Raw genomic sequence first — 13,253 nt, 5'->3', positions numbered from 1 at the left:
GGTTGTTAGGAGGAAGCATGATGAGCAGACGAGTCATAAACTTACTCGTATTGTTTCTATTAATTGGAATGTTTGGCTTTTTTGGATATAGTTTGGCTAGTAAAGGTGACAATACCGATGTTGGTGACCAAGCCTATAATTTCGAACTCCCAAATTTAGATGGAACCAATACGAAGCTCTCTGATTACAAAGGCGAAATAATCATCTTAAATTATTTTGCATCATGGTGTAAACCGTGTGTGGATGAAGCTCCAGAACTTGAGGCATTTGCAAGGGATTACGGCGATAAATACCGATTAATTATGATTAACAAAGGCGAAACAATGGACCGAGTGAAAAAGTTCCTAGAAAAATATAACACGCCTGCCGTTTATGTGTTTGACTACAATTCCAAAATTGCAAAAAAGTATAATGTAACAGGGCAGCCAGAAACATTTGTCATCGATAGACAAGGAGTAGTAAGAGAGCATTACAATGGTCCGGTTACATCAGCCCAATTATATGGAATGGTAAAGAAGTACGATCAATAATAGTTTAAAAAAAGGATTGAACCACTTTTACAGTGATTCAATCCTTTTTTTATCCACTTATAGGATGATATTTAAAATCAGCTGAAACACTTGCTTTAATTAGAAGTTGTCCCGGTAGAATTTGTGTTGAACTGACTCCTTTTGCAAACGCAACATGTTGGCTCTCAAAGGGCTGAATAACGTCTGTGCCTTCTGTCACAAGAATGGGCGTGGGATTGAGTGTGACTCTTAAGGTATTGGCTATGGTTGTTGCTTTGCTGCTTGCATTGTTTAAAGCCATGACAAGTGCTTGTTGGTAATAAGAATCCTTGTATCTCGTTGTAAATTGAACATTAGCAACATAATTTGCTCCGTTCTGAACCGCAGTATCTACTACATTTCCTATAATAGATAAATCATCGATTTTTACCTCCAAGATATGAGTTACTTTATATCCTCGAAATATTTGTTTTCCTTGGTCATAGTCATAGTTGGGTTCAATTCGATAATCAAACGTTTGTATTTGATTTCTATCAATACCTAAAGCAATGAGAGAATCAATCACCTTGTTTCCAACAATTGAATTCTGCTGCTGAGCACCAATTAGTTCTTTACTTTCAGTTACTACTCCTAAATTAACGGAGGCTGTATCTGGCTGTACGGCAATTTCTCCTTCACCCTTCACTTTTATTATGTTGTTCCTTTGAGATAGTGTATTCCGGTCTCCAGGATGCTGAATGTACATGAATTTTCCCCCTCAATAATATTCCTTACTACATAAATTACGTTTTACTTTATGAAGTATTCCTAGCAATCTAGTCATATTGCGCATCGAAAGGCATACATTTTAAATAATGAGACAAGCAACCCGCAAGGAGGAAGAAATGTGGAAACGATCCTAAAATTCTTACCAAAAAACATTGCAGATCAAATCAGTAAAATCCCTCCTAGTCAAAAAGAAGAATTGGAAGAAATCAGAATTCGTATCGACCGCCCAATAGAAATTACGATGAAAGGAGCTCCAATGTTTCTATCGTACATTATTCGGCAAGAAGATGCTTTCCACTTATTGAATAAAATCAGCCAATTCTCGATTTATACACTTGAGGAAGAGTTGAAACGGGGGTATATAACGGTTTCAGGCGGGCATAGAATTGGACTCGCAGGAAAGGTCATCCTTGAAGAAGGAAAGGTAAAGGCGATAAGGGATATTGCTTCTTTTAACATCCGGATTGCCAAGGAAAAGATAGGTATTGCAGAGAAAATTACCCCCTTTATTTTCAATCATTCATGGATGCATACGATGATTGTTGGTCCTCCACAAACCGGAAAAACAACATTGTTACGGGATATCGCTAGAATTATTTCATCTGGAAACCAAGAAAAAGGGATACATGCATATAAGGTAGGAATTGTTGATGAACGCTCGGAAATAGCGGGATGTGTACAGGGAATCCCTCAAATGACGTTCGGGCACCGGTTAGACGTGCTCGATGCCTGCCCGAAAGCCGAGGGGATGATGATGATGATTCGTTCAATGAGTCCCGACGTGCTGGTTGTAGATGAGATTGGTCGAATAGAGGACGCCGAAGCCATTCAAGAAGCTGTTCATGCTGGCATAAAACTAATCATGACCACTCATGGCACAAGCCTAGAAGAAGCGAAAAATAGACCTTCACTAAAGTCTATTATAGACCAAAACATCTTCCAGCGATTTATTGTCCTAAGTAGGGCTCACGGACCAGGAACAATTACACATATTTTGGATGGTAATGGAAAAGAACTCAGTCAAAAAGTGAGAGTGACGTAAATGGTTAAAATAATTGGTGCCATTTTTATTATTCTTGCTACTACTTGGACAGGATTTGAAGTTGCCAAACATTTAAGTGAACGTCCGAGACAGCTTAGGCAATTAAGATCTGCTCTTCAATCACTTGAAGCTGAAATCATGTATGGTCATACACCTTTGCATGAGGCTGCGAGGCGATTGGCAGCACAATTATCAAAGCCATTATCATCCTTCTTTGAAGGTTTTGCAAAGAAACTCACAGATACGGAAACAACAGTAAAGGATGCCTGGGAAGACAGCTTGAAGGAGGTTTGGAAGCAGACTGCTTTCAAACAAGGTGAATTTGAGATTATGAAACAATTTGGGGAAACCCTGGGTCGGCATGATCGCTTTTCCCAGCAAAAACATATTATGCTAACTCTTTCCCATCTCGAAAGAGAAGAAGCGGACGCAGTTGAAAACCAAGCAAAATACGAAAAGATGGTAAAGAGTTTAGGGTTCTTTTCAGGATTATTACTGATTATTTTATTAATTTAGGGGGAAAAGCAATGGGTTTAGAAGTGGATATTATTTTTAAAATAGCCGGGGTGGGAATAGTCGTTGCATTTTTGCACACAGTTCTTGACCAGGTTGGGAAAAAGGAATATGCCCAGTGGGTTACTTTATTCGGCTTTATTTACATTTTGTTTCAAGTCGCTTCAATTGTGGATGATCTCTTCCAGAAAATAAAATCTGTATTCTTGTTCCAATAGAAAGGAGGGCTTTGCCATTGAGATTATTAAAATAGTTGGCGTGGCTCTTGTCGCAACCTTCCTTGCTTTAATAATAAAAGAGCAAAAACCTAATTTCGCCTTCCTGTTAATTGTATTTGTAGGCTGCAGCATTTTTTTGTTTTTAGTTGATAAAATCTACGAAATTATTCATATGCTTGAAAAGCTGGCAGTGAATGCAAATGTCAATTTAGTTTACGTAGAAACCATACTAAAGATTATTGGAATTGCCTATATTGCGGAGTTTGCCTCTCAAATTACAAAGGACGCAGGTCAGGGTGCAGTAGCTTCAAAAATCGAACTTGCTGGAAAAGTGTTAATTCTTGCGATGGCAATCCCAATTTTAACGGTCATGATTGAAACCATAATTAAGCTAATTCCCAGTTAGAAAGTTCATTTTCGTTTGAATACAAGAGGTGAAAAATGATGAAGCAAAGGCTGCAGATTATTCCCATTATTATTCTATTATTTATGTTTTTTACTTCAACAAGTGTACAAGCTAACGAAGAAGTGAATGATGCCTCCACACCTCTTTCGCCACAGGATTTAGTAGACGCACAGCTTAAAACAATGGATTTAACAGAGCTTAAACAATATTGGGAGGATATTCAAAGTAAATACGGCGGCTTCCTCCCAGAAAGTCAGAAAGGAAGTTTGTATGATTTTGTAAAAGGAGATAAGAAATTCTCCTTCAAGGAGTGGACACAAGGAGTTTTAAAATTCCTATTTCACGAATTTGTTATAAATGGAAAATTACTTGGTTCTTTAATCCTTCTTACGATATTCAGTATGTTTCTCCAATCTATGCAGAATGCGTTTGAAAGCAGCACGATTAGTAAAGTTGCCTATTCCATTGTCTATATGGTCCTGGTAATTATTGCGTTAAATAGTTTTCATATCGTAATTGAGTATACCAATGAGGCAATTGGGAGCATGATTTCCTTCGTGCTGGCACTTATACCGCTTTTGTTAGCCTTGATTGCATCATCGGGCGGAATCATCTCAGCAGCTTTCTTCCATCCTGTTATTTTGTTCTTAATGAATATCAGCGGGATGTTCATGCAGTATGTCATCCTTCCGCTGCTTTTTTTAGCCACTCTATTGAGTATTGTGAGTACGATGTCTGACCAATATAAGGTGACGCAGCTTGCACAGCTGCTTAGGAATTGGAGTATTGGCTTAATGGGGCTTTTCTTGACTGTTTTCCTTGGAGTTATTTCAGTCCAGGGTGCGTCTACAGCGATAACAGATGGAGTTGCCATCCGTACGGCAAAATTTGTGACTGGTAACTTTATTCCTGTCATTGGCAGAATCTTTACTGATGCGGCAGACACAGTAGTAAGCGCCTCTGGATTGTTGAAGAATTCTGTTGGAATAGCGGGTGTCGGCATCCTGCTCATCATAGTTGCTTTCCCGGCTATTAAAATCCTAATGATCGCGTTTATTTATAAAATTGCGGCTGCTATTTTACAGCCACTAGGCGGGGGACCCGTTATTAAATGCTTAGATATTATTAGTAAAAGCGTTATTTATGTTTTTGCTGCACTCGGCATCGTCTCTCTCATGTTTTTTTTAAGTATTACAGTTATTGTCGCAGCAGGGAATCTAACGATGATGATGAGATAGGGGAGAACGTTATGGAATTTTTAATAGAATGGGTAACGAATATTATTCTTTTTATCCTCTTGGCAACCGTTATTGATATGCTGCTTCCAAATACAAGTATGCAAAAATATACAAAAATGGTTACGGGGCTTCTGCTAATAGCCATAATCCTTACGCCTATTTTTAAGTTAATCTCTAAGGATTTTGAAACTGCGATGGCTCAGATTCCCTCTTTCCAGAGTCCAGGAGAAAAAAATATGGAAAATTTAATAGAATTGCAGAAAAAAGAAATACAAGCCTCTAATCATGCATATATTTTAGAAACAATGGCTGCCCAGCTTGAAAAGGGAGTAGAAGAGGAGTTGATGGAACAATTTGGTTTGGAAATCGCAAAAATAGAACTCACAACCCAGGATGATAGTCAAGAATCATTCCCTGAAAATCTTGAAATGGTTACAGTTCGCCTAAAGCAGCCTGAATCAAAAGTTACAAAAGTCGAAGCCGTACAACCAGTAAGCATTGATACGGGAACGCCTCTTCCATCTAAAGATCAAACAGAGGAATCAGAAAAAATCGCCGCATTTCTTTCGCAACAATGGAATGTAACCGATAAAGTAATTGAAGTCTCGGTTGAAGGGGGGATGAAATAGCAGAATGGAAAATAATAAGGGACCATTTTCATGGCTTAAAAACCTAGTCTCAAAGGGTGAACCTTCTGATAAAAAGTCTGGGAAATATCAATATATGATTCTGGTACTATGTATCGGTGCAGCCTTTATGATTGTTGGTAATGTCCTGTTCTCGGATAAATCTGCTCCACTTGACAGTAAGGCAGTAACTACGAGCCAGTCAGAAACGTCAGAGGTTGAGGCTTTTAGCCTAAAGAAAGATTCTAATAATAAAACAATTTCTGGTTACGAAGAAGAATATGAGAAACAGCTAAAGAAGGCACTGGAAGAAATGCTGGGTGTAGACGATGTAATGGTAGTGGTGAATATTGATTCAACTGACAAAAAGGTGCTTGAGAAAAACAAAGTAACAAAATCTCAAACAACAGAGGAAAAAGACAACGAGGGTGGAGAACGGAAGGTTCAGGATACCTCCACGGATGAGCAATTAGTCATTATTCGTGAAGGTGAGAAAGAGGTACCGATTGTAGTTGAATATCAAAAACCAGCCATTCGCGGCGTATTAGTAGTAGCTAAGGGTGCAGAAAATATTCAAGTCAAAAAGTGGATTATTGAGGCAGTAACAAGAGCGCTTGATGTACCTAGCCATCGCGTTGCCGTAATGCCTAAAAAATAAAAGGGGGATTTATAAATGCTATTGAAAAAACAAACAGTTTGGTTATTAACAATGTTAAGTTTGGTGGTTGTATTATCCGTTTACTACATCACATCTCCTGAACAAAAGAGCAATGAACTTGCAGCAGTGAAGCAAGAAGAGAAAGCTGATCAAAAAGAAACGAAAACAGATACTGAAACGGAAGTTAAGGATGGCGACACCGTTATTTCTCAGGTTGCTGGTGACGAAGAATTTGAAGCACTTCGTTTGGAGCTTCAAGATGAGCGCAGCGAATTAAAGGAACAATTAAACACTGTTGTGGCAACCACTGATCTTCCTGCTGACCAAAGAAGTGAAGCGGTTGACCAAATGAAAAAATTAAGTGAAATTGCTCAAAAGGAAGAAATGCTTGAAACATTAATTAAAGCCATGGATTATGAAGACGCATTAGTGAGAGCAGATGGTTCAACGGTTAAAATTATTGTAAAGTCTAAAAAAGAATCTTCAAAATCAGAAGCAAATGCGATTATACAAATGGTTAAAAAAGAAATTGGTGAAACAAACTTTGTAGCTGTAGAATTCCAGCCAACTAAATAAACCAAACAAAAAGGAAAGCCGTCGGCTTTCCTTTTTTTAAGGATTGAAAAGAAGAATATTGAACTTCAACAAGGTATTAGCGTATAGTATTAGTAGTTAGTATTAATCTAGCAGGACAAGGAGTGTTTAGATTGTTAAAAGTACAAGAAATTCGTGAATTAATTAAATTAGTTGACCAATCCAGCATTGATGAATTCGTATATGAAAATGAAGGTTCCAAAATAAAAATGAAAAAGAACACTGAAACAAAAGTAACAACGGTACAATCAGTACCACAAGCATCAGTTGAGGCTGTTCCTGTAATTCAACCAGCAGCACCAGCTGCAGTTTCTGCAGCACTTGTGCAAGAAGAAAAGCAGGAAGCAGCAAATAATTTTGCAGCGACTCCAGCTGATACATCAAATTTACACAAAATCACTTCCCCAATGGTAGGGACTTTTTATGCCTCACCAACACCAGAAGCAGATGTATATGTAAAAGCAGGTTCAGGTGTTACCAAGGATTCTATTGTATGTATTGTCGAAGCAATGAAATTATTTAATGAAATTGAAGCTGAAGTTAATGGCGAAATCGTTGAAGTTCTAGTGAAGAATGGTCAATTAGTAGAATATGGGCAGCCATTATTTTTAGTAAAGCCAGAATAAGGAGCGATAACAGGATGATAAAGAAACTGTTAATTGCAAATAGAGGAGAAATAGCTGTCAGAATTATTCGTGCCTGCAGGGAAATGGGCATTGAATCTGTTGCCGTTTTCTCCGAGGCAGACCGTGAAGCGTTGCATGTACAGCTTGCAGACGAAGCCTATTGCATAGGACCGACATTATCAAAAGATAGTTATTTAAATGTGACAAATTTAATTAGTGTGGCAAAACTAACAGCTTGTGACGCCATCCACCCTGGATATGGTTTTCTAGCTGAAAACGCAGATTTCGCTGATCTTTGCCGTGAATGTAATATTACCTTCGTGGGACCTAGTCCCGAGGCGATTACCAAAATGGGAACGAAAGATATTGCAAGGGAAACCATGCGTAAAGCAGGGGTTCCAATTGTACCAGGTTCAACGGGAATCATAAATGATATTGATGAAGCACTTGAGCTTGTTAAAAGAATACAATACCCTGTAATCATCAAAGCAACTGCCGGCGGAGGCGGTAAAGGTATCCGTGTTGCAAAAAATGAACAGGAACTCGTTAAGGGTATTAATATTACACAGCAAGAGGCTCTGACTGCGTTTGGTAATCCTGGAGTATACATAGAAAAGTATATTGAGGATTTCCGTCATGTTGAAATACAAGTTCTAGCAGACTCCTATGGAAATACTGTCCATTTAGGAGAAAGGGACTGTACGATTCAACGGAGGCTGCAAAAACTTTTAGAAGAGACTCCTTCACCAGCATTAGATGGGGAAATTCGTGAAGAAATGGGAAATGCAGCAGTAAAAGCGGCAAAAGCAGTTGATTATTCAGGCGCGGGAACGGTAGAATTTATATATGACTACCGCAATCGTAAATTTTACTTCATGGAAATGAATACTAGGATACAGGTGGAGCACCCAGTTACTGAAATGGTTACAGGTATTGATCTTATTAAGGAGCAAATCCGCGTTGCTTCGGGAGAAAAATTAACGGTAAAGCAGCAGGATGTTACGTTTACTGGCTGGGCAATTGAATGCCGAATCAATGCAGAGAACCCTGAAAAGAACTTCATGCCTTCAGCAGGAAAAATAAATATGTACCTGCCTCCTGGTGGTTTTGGTGTTCGAATTGATTCAGCTGCATACCCAGGCTATACGATTCCACCTTATTATGATTCTATGATTGCAAAGGTCATCACATACGGTAATAGCAGGGAAGAAGCAATTTCACGAATGAAACGTGCGTTAAGTGAATTTGTGATTGAGGGTGTCCATACTACCATACCATTCCATTTAAAATTGCTTGAGCATGAAAGTTTCGTAGAGGGACAGTTCAATACGAAGTTTCTAGAGTTACATGATGTGATGAAGTCTATCTAAATCTGGGGGTGTACTTTATGAGCGAATATAATGTACTGGAAATGAATCAAGGTAACAGTGGCCACGGTAAAGTTGAAATTGCACCAGAAGTCATTGAAGTCATTGCAGGTATTGCTGCTTCCGAGGTCGAGGGAGTTGCACAAATGCGTGGGAACTTTGCGACAGGTGTAGTTGAACGGCTAGGGAAGAAAAACCACGGTAAAGGTGTTAAGGTGGAATTATCAGAAGATGGAATCACAGTTGACGTATACTGCTTAATGAAATTTGGGGTCTCTATTCCAACTGTAGCAGGGAAAATACAAGATAACATCCGACAAGCATTGCTCAACATGACAGCCCTAGAGGCAGAAGCAGTAAACATACACGTCGTTGGTATCTCATTCGAAACCCAAAAACCAGAACCAGAAGTAGAAGAAGAGATTTAATGATTTTATAAAGGCTGTGTTACAGTTAATTGTTGGTTTAGTTAACTCGTTGATTTCGTTCCAGGCACGAAGACTCCTGCGGGAGGACGGGGCAGGGGGAGACCCCGCAGGCGCTAAAGCGCCGAGGAGGCTCCCCGGACCGCCCTAAGGTGCGCGAAGTGACTGGAACGAAAATCAACAGACTAGTTAAACACAGCTAAAACCAAAGGAGAAAATCCTTTGGTTTTTTTCTTTTTTTACGGTTATTAGTATACTGCTTCTAGGTAAAAATAAGGTATTACAGTGCGAATCGATTTTAGTTATGCTATTATCTTTTTATGTGCAAAACAATATCATGCAATTGTTGTATGAAATTAGACAAAAATTAATTATTATCTCTAAAGGAGTTAACTGTATAATGAAAAGAAGAACTGCAAGGGAAAAGGCGTTACAAGCTCTTTTTCAAATCGATGTAAGCAATACAGAGCCAGCTTCTGCAATTGAACATGTTTTGGAAGGGGAGTCAGGAGATGACTACCTAACTAAGCTTGTGTTAGGAGTGGTTGAAAATAAAAATGAAATTGATCCATTAATCGTAGTAAACCTTGAAAAATGGACGATGGACCGTTTAGCAACCGTAGACAGAAACTTATTAAGGTTAGCCGTCTATGAATTAAAATATTTCAGAAATGAAACACCTGAAAATGTTATTTTAGATGAAGCAATAGAAATTGCTAAAATCTACGGCGACGAACAATCCAGCCGATTTATTAATGGTGTACTATCTAAGGTGAAACAGCAGCTGATTAGCGAATAAATAAATTGCCAATTACAGGAGGGGAAACATTATGACTGCAACAATTATTGATGGTAAGGAAATAGCCGCAAAGAAAAAAGTAGAAATTGCTGAGGAAGTCCGTAAATTAAAAGAACAAGGAGTTACACCTGGACTTGCTGTCATTCTCGTTGGAAATAATCATGCGTCCAGAACATATGTAACAAATAAAGAAAAAACTTGTCAAGACCTTGGTATGCACTCTGTACTAATTGAGTTACCGGAAGAGACTTCCCAGGAAGAACTTCTGTTAAAAATCGAGGAATTGAATGGAGACCCCGCAATCCACGGAATTCTTGTTCAACTGCCACTGCCAAAGCATATTGATGAAATTAAAGTAATTGAAGCAATCTCACCATTAAAAGATGTCGACGGATTCCATCCCATTAACATTGGACGAATGATGACTGGTCAAGATGCTTTCTTACCGTGTACCCCTTTTGGAATCATGGTGCTCTTAGAGGAGACTGGTATATCTGTTGCTGGCAAACATGTAGTAGTTGTAGGGAGAAGTAATATTGTTGGAAAGCCAGTTGGTCAATTATTTCTTAACCAGCATGCAACTGTAACCTACTGTCATTCAAGGACAAAGGATTTACAGGCTCAAACATCACAGGCTGATATACTTGTTGCGGCAGTTGGTATTGCTAATTTTATTAAAGCCAATCATGTAAAAGAAGGTGCAGTCATTATTGATGTAGGGATAAACAGAAATGAAGCTGGAAAGCTTTGCGGGGATGTTGATTTTAACGAAGTTGTAGAAAAAGCCGGTTATATTACTCCAGTTCCAAAGGGAGTAGGTCCAATGACCATTACGATGCTTATGTATAACACTCTTAAATCAGCAAAAAATACGCTGCAGTCCTAAAAAGGAGTTCGTAATGGAGGAAAAAAAGTATTTATCTGTATTGGCATTAACAAAATACATAAAAAGAAAATTTGATGCTGATCCCCATTTGCAGGATGTCCATGTTAGAGGTGAAATATCAAACTTTAAACAACATTCGAGCGGGCATATGTACTTTACCTTAAAGGATGAAAAAGCACGGATTTTGGCTGTCATGTTCTCCAGCCAATCACGGACAATGAAGTTTTCGCCAGAAAACGGCATGAAGGTGGTTGTGAAAGGAGATATTTCTGTCTATGAACCAAGCGGTCAATATCAAATATATATAAAGGAAATGCAGCCAGATGGGATTGGGGAGTTATTTTTAGCCTATGAACAGTTAAGAAAAAGACTTGAAGCGGAAGGTTTATTTTCGATAGAACGTAAGAAGTCTATTCCAAGCTATCCTAAGACGGTAGGCGTCATTACCTCCCCAACAGGAGCTGCAATAAGAGATATTATCACCACGATAAAAAGACGTTATCCGATTGCGAATATTCTAGTATTACCAGCACTCGTACAAGGTGAAAATGCCGCTCCTTCTATCGCTAAAGCTATTGAGAAGGCAAATAAGCTGGATGACCTTGATGTACTTATAGTTGGGCGTGGCGGCGGCTCAATTGAAGAATTATGGGCTTTTAATGAGGAATTGGTCGCTAGAGCGATATTTCAATCTGTACTCCCAATCATTTCTGCTGTTGGACATGAAACAGATTTTACCATTGCAGATTTTGTTGCAGATATGCGTGCGCCAACGCCGACTGCAGCAGCTGAGTTAGCTGTACCTCATATCGAGGAATTAATGGAAAGACTGCTGCAGCGGAAAACCCGTATGCTCCAGTCTATGAATAGCCTATACCGATATGAGAAGCAACGGTTAGACAGAGTACAAAAATCCTATGCTTTTCGGTATCCACAGCGTCTTTACGAACAGAAGCTTGAGCAGGTAGATAAATTAACAGAACTGCTTGTTCGCGGCGCTTCTCGATTGTCAGATGTAAAAAGGTCACAGCATCAAACGGTTCATAATCGTCTGATGCGAAACCATCCAAGGGTAGCTTTACTCGATGCAGCGGGCAGGTTTGACCGCTCACAAAAAGATATCGGGAGGGCAATGGAGAAAATTCTCTTAAAGAAACAAACAGAATTCGATAAGGTTATTTCAACCCTTCAAGCCTTAAGTCCGTTAAAAATAATGGAACGTGGATACAGCCTCGTCTATTCTACTGAAAATGAATTAATAAAAAGTATTAAACAAGTTAAAGAGAACGAACCACTTCAGATTCAATTATCAGATGGCAGCCTTCTCTGTAATGTACAGAACATAAAGGAGAGCGAAAACCGTGACGAATGAACAAAAGATTTCCTTTGAGGAAGCAATGAATAAGCTTGAGCAAATTGTGGATAAGCTTGAAGAAGGAGATGTCCCTTTAGAAGAGGCAATTGTCTTTTATAAAGAAGGGATGGAACTATCTAAGCTTTGTCATGATAAGCTTAAAAGTGTTGAAGAACAATTAACACAGATTATTACGGAGGACGGACGGAAACAAAACTTCAAGATAGAAGAGGAGGAATAGGCTTTGAGTACTAAAGTTCTAGATGCTTTTACACAAGAACATAAACAACTGCTTGAATCAGAGCTTCGAACCTTGGTGCAAAAGCTGAAAGCACCTCCTATTATTAAAGAAGCCATGCATTATTCCCTTGAAGCAGGCGGTAAAAGAATTCGTCCTTTATTAGTATTTGCAACCATTGCTGCTTTTGGAAAAGACCCTAAACTTGGGCTGTTAGCAGCTTCAGCAATAGAAATGATTCATACTTATTCATTAATCCACGATGACTTGCCAAGTATGGATAATGATGACCTTAGAAGAGGGAAGCCAACGAATCACAAAGTGTTTGGCGATGCAATCGCTATACTAGCTGGAGATGCCTTATTAACCTTAAGCTTCGAGGTAATTGGCCAGATTCCAAACGAAAATGCTTCGAGTGAGACGAAACTCCGATTGGTAACCGAAATGGCCAAAGCTGCAGGCAGTGAAGGAATGGTTGGCGGTCAAGTGGCGGATATGGAAGGAGAGGGAAAAACTCTAACCATTGAAGAGCTTGAGTATATACATATACATAAAACAGGAAGACTCTTAAGATTTAGTGTCATTGCAGGTGCATTGTTAGGTGGGGCAAACCACGAGCAACTTGAGAACCTTTCTTCTTTTGCCCATCATCTTGGGCTTGCATTTCAAATACAGGATGACATTTTAGACTTAGAAGGCAATCCAGAGTTACTAGGTAAACCTGTTGGAAGTGACACCACTAATAATAAGAGTACCTATCCACAGCTGTTAACGATGGAGGGTGCGAAAGAAGAGTTACAAAAGCAATTAGATTTGTCCAAACAATACTTAGAAAAGACTGGACTTACTATCAATCTGCTTAGTGAAATTGCAGACCTTGTGGCATCTAGAGACCACTAATATAACTGGTATTTGAACAACAAAGTAATTGTGTTATAATTGTTGTCAATGTAGAAAACGTTGTTAATGCCGTTACCACTAATAGT

18 protein-coding genes are annotated in these 13,253 nt (G+C 38.9%); 17 read left to right on the top strand and 1 reads right to left on the bottom strand.

The features are described from left to right. The first annotated feature begins 20 nt into the window (after window positions 1-20). Window positions 21-530, top strand: coding sequence for a TlpA family protein disulfide reductase (locus tag MLOOGBEN_RS04510; protein WP_179157075.1), 510 nt, complete (start codon window positions 21-23; stop codon window positions 528-530). Between the two features lie 49 nt (window positions 531-579). On the opposite strand, the gene MLOOGBEN_RS04505 is transcribed toward MLOOGBEN_RS04510, so the two are convergent. Next, a complete protein-coding gene (locus tag MLOOGBEN_RS04505) occupies window positions 580-1,254 on the bottom strand; it encodes an SIMPL domain-containing protein (protein ID WP_179157074.1) in 675 nt (224 codons plus the stop codon). A 141-nt stretch (window positions 1,255-1,395) separates the two neighbouring features. Between MLOOGBEN_RS04505 and spoIIIAA the strand changes: the two genes are divergently transcribed. The 16 genes from spoIIIAA (at window position 1,396) to MLOOGBEN_RS04425 (ending at window position 13,167) form a co-directional block, all read left to right on the top strand. Next, window positions 1,396-2,319: a stage III sporulation protein AA gene (gene spoIIIAA / locus MLOOGBEN_RS04500; RefSeq protein WP_179157073.1), complete on the top strand. Its 924-nt coding sequence runs from the start codon at window positions 1,396-1,398 to the stop codon at window positions 2,317-2,319. Beyond that, window positions 2,320-2,835: a stage III sporulation protein SpoIIIAB gene (gene spoIIIAB, locus MLOOGBEN_RS04495; protein WP_179157072.1), complete on the top strand. Its 516-nt coding sequence runs from the start codon at window positions 2,320-2,322 to the stop codon at window positions 2,833-2,835. It begins immediately after the preceding gene. An 11-nt stretch (window positions 2,836-2,846) separates the two neighbouring features. Next, the gene (spoIIIAC, locus tag MLOOGBEN_RS04490; protein ID WP_007084610.1) at window positions 2,847-3,050 is read left to right on the top strand and encodes a stage III sporulation protein AC; all 204 of its coding nucleotides are present in this window, start codon (window positions 2,847-2,849) and stop codon (window positions 3,048-3,050) included. Between the two features lie 16 nt (window positions 3,051-3,066). Next, on the top strand, window positions 3,067-3,456 hold the full coding sequence (gene spoIIIAD, locus MLOOGBEN_RS04485; protein ID WP_095247152.1) for a stage III sporulation protein AD: 390 nt from the start codon (window positions 3,067-3,069) through the stop codon (window positions 3,454-3,456). Window positions 3,457-3,494: 38 nt separating this feature from the next. Continuing rightward, entirely contained in the window at window positions 3,495-4,694 is a 1,200-nt protein-coding gene (gene spoIIIAE / locus MLOOGBEN_RS04480) for a stage III sporulation protein AE (protein WP_179157321.1), read from the top strand. An 11-nt stretch (window positions 4,695-4,705) separates the two neighbouring features. Further along, window positions 4,706-5,323, top strand: a complete 618-nt coding sequence (spoIIIAF, locus tag MLOOGBEN_RS04475) for a stage III sporulation protein AF (protein ID WP_179157071.1) — start codon at window positions 4,706-4,708, stop codon at window positions 5,321-5,323. Window positions 5,324-5,327: 4 nt separating this feature from the next. Beyond that, the gene (gene spoIIIAG, locus MLOOGBEN_RS04470) at window positions 5,328-5,978 is read left to right on the top strand and encodes a stage III sporulation protein AG (protein ID WP_179157070.1); all 651 of its coding nucleotides are present in this window, start codon (window positions 5,328-5,330) and stop codon (window positions 5,976-5,978) included. Window positions 5,979-5,993: 15 nt separating this feature from the next. Then, window positions 5,994-6,554: a SpoIIIAH-like family protein gene (locus tag MLOOGBEN_RS04465; protein ID WP_179157069.1), complete on the top strand. Its 561-nt coding sequence runs from the start codon at window positions 5,994-5,996 to the stop codon at window positions 6,552-6,554. 131 nt (window positions 6,555-6,685) lie between these two features. Then, window positions 6,686-7,198 carry an acetyl-CoA carboxylase biotin carboxyl carrier protein gene (accB, locus tag MLOOGBEN_RS04460; RefSeq protein WP_179157068.1) on the top strand — a complete coding sequence of 171 codons (513 nt, stop codon included), beginning with the start codon at window positions 6,686-6,688 and terminating at the stop codon, window positions 7,196-7,198. Between the two features lie 14 nt (window positions 7,199-7,212). Beyond that, window positions 7,213-8,568, top strand: coding sequence for an acetyl-CoA carboxylase biotin carboxylase subunit (gene accC, locus MLOOGBEN_RS04455; protein WP_179157067.1), 1,356 nt, complete (start codon window positions 7,213-7,215; stop codon window positions 8,566-8,568). A gap of 17 nt (window positions 8,569-8,585) precedes the next feature. Continuing rightward, entirely contained in the window at window positions 8,586-8,993 is a 408-nt protein-coding gene (locus tag MLOOGBEN_RS04450) for an Asp23/Gls24 family envelope stress response protein (RefSeq protein ID WP_179157066.1), read from the top strand. A gap of 397 nt (window positions 8,994-9,390) precedes the next feature. Further along, a complete protein-coding gene (gene nusB / locus MLOOGBEN_RS04445; RefSeq protein WP_179157065.1) occupies window positions 9,391-9,789 on the top strand; it encodes a transcription antitermination factor NusB in 399 nt (132 codons plus the stop codon). 31 nt (window positions 9,790-9,820) lie between these two features. After that, window positions 9,821-10,675 (top strand): bifunctional methylenetetrahydrofolate dehydrogenase/methenyltetrahydrofolate cyclohydrolase FolD, encoded by an 855-nt coding sequence (gene folD / locus MLOOGBEN_RS04440; RefSeq protein ID WP_179157064.1) that lies wholly within the window; start codon window positions 9,821-9,823, stop codon window positions 10,673-10,675. A gap of 13 nt (window positions 10,676-10,688) precedes the next feature. Then, window positions 10,689-12,047 carry an exodeoxyribonuclease VII large subunit gene (xseA, locus tag MLOOGBEN_RS04435; RefSeq protein WP_179157063.1) on the top strand — a complete coding sequence of 453 codons (1,359 nt, stop codon included), beginning with the start codon at window positions 10,689-10,691 and terminating at the stop codon, window positions 12,045-12,047. Then, on the top strand, window positions 12,037-12,270 hold the full coding sequence (locus MLOOGBEN_RS04430) for an exodeoxyribonuclease VII small subunit (protein ID WP_179157062.1): 234 nt from the start codon (window positions 12,037-12,039) through the stop codon (window positions 12,268-12,270). Before xseA ends, MLOOGBEN_RS04430 begins: the two co-directional genes overlap by 11 nt. 3 nt (window positions 12,271-12,273) lie before the next feature. After that, on the top strand, window positions 12,274-13,167 hold the full coding sequence (locus tag MLOOGBEN_RS04425) for a polyprenyl synthetase family protein (protein ID WP_179157061.1): 894 nt from the start codon (window positions 12,274-12,276) through the stop codon (window positions 13,165-13,167). Window positions 13,168-13,253 lie beyond the last annotated feature (86 nt).

Source organism: Bacillus sp. EB106-08-02-XG196 (genome assembly GCF_013396335.1).
Taxonomy (GTDB): Bacteria; Bacillota; Bacilli; order Bacillales; family Cytobacillaceae; genus Neobacillus.
Note: the sequence above shows the minus strand (reverse complement) of the source record. Positions and strands in the feature narration are given on the sequence as shown.

What these genes read in the sequence shown, in the direction of transcription:
- MLOOGBEN_RS04510 (WP_179157075.1), top strand. Translation starts at nt 21, where the DNA reads ATGAGCAGACGAGTCATAAACTTACTCGTATTGTTTCTATTAATTGGA.
- MLOOGBEN_RS04505 (WP_179157074.1), bottom strand. Translation starts at nt 1,254, where the DNA reads ATGTACATTCAGCATCCTGGAGACCGGAATACACTATCTCAAAGGAAC.
- spoIIIAB (WP_179157072.1), top strand. Translation starts at nt 2,320, where the DNA reads ATGGTTAAAATAATTGGTGCCATTTTTATTATTCTTGCTACTACTTGG.
- spoIIIAC (WP_007084610.1), top strand. Translation starts at nt 2,847, where the DNA reads ATGGGTTTAGAAGTGGATATTATTTTTAAAATAGCCGGGGTGGGAATA.
- spoIIIAE (WP_179157321.1), top strand. Translation starts at nt 3,495, where the DNA reads ATGAAGCAAAGGCTGCAGATTATTCCCATTATTATTCTATTATTTATG.
- spoIIIAF (WP_179157071.1), top strand. Translation starts at nt 4,706, where the DNA reads ATGGAATTTTTAATAGAATGGGTAACGAATATTATTCTTTTTATCCTC.
- spoIIIAG (WP_179157070.1), top strand. Translation starts at nt 5,328, where the DNA reads ATGGAAAATAATAAGGGACCATTTTCATGGCTTAAAAACCTAGTCTCA.
- MLOOGBEN_RS04465 (WP_179157069.1), top strand. Translation starts at nt 5,994, where the DNA reads ATGCTATTGAAAAAACAAACAGTTTGGTTATTAACAATGTTAAGTTTG.
- accC (WP_179157067.1), top strand. Translation starts at nt 7,213, where the DNA reads ATGATAAAGAAACTGTTAATTGCAAATAGAGGAGAAATAGCTGTCAGA.
- MLOOGBEN_RS04450 (WP_179157066.1), top strand. Translation starts at nt 8,586, where the DNA reads ATGAGCGAATATAATGTACTGGAAATGAATCAAGGTAACAGTGGCCAC.
- nusB (WP_179157065.1), top strand. Translation starts at nt 9,391, where the DNA reads ATGAAAAGAAGAACTGCAAGGGAAAAGGCGTTACAAGCTCTTTTTCAA.
- folD (WP_179157064.1), top strand. Translation starts at nt 9,821, where the DNA reads ATGACTGCAACAATTATTGATGGTAAGGAAATAGCCGCAAAGAAAAAA.
- xseA (WP_179157063.1), top strand. Translation starts at nt 10,689, where the DNA reads ATGGAGGAAAAAAAGTATTTATCTGTATTGGCATTAACAAAATACATA.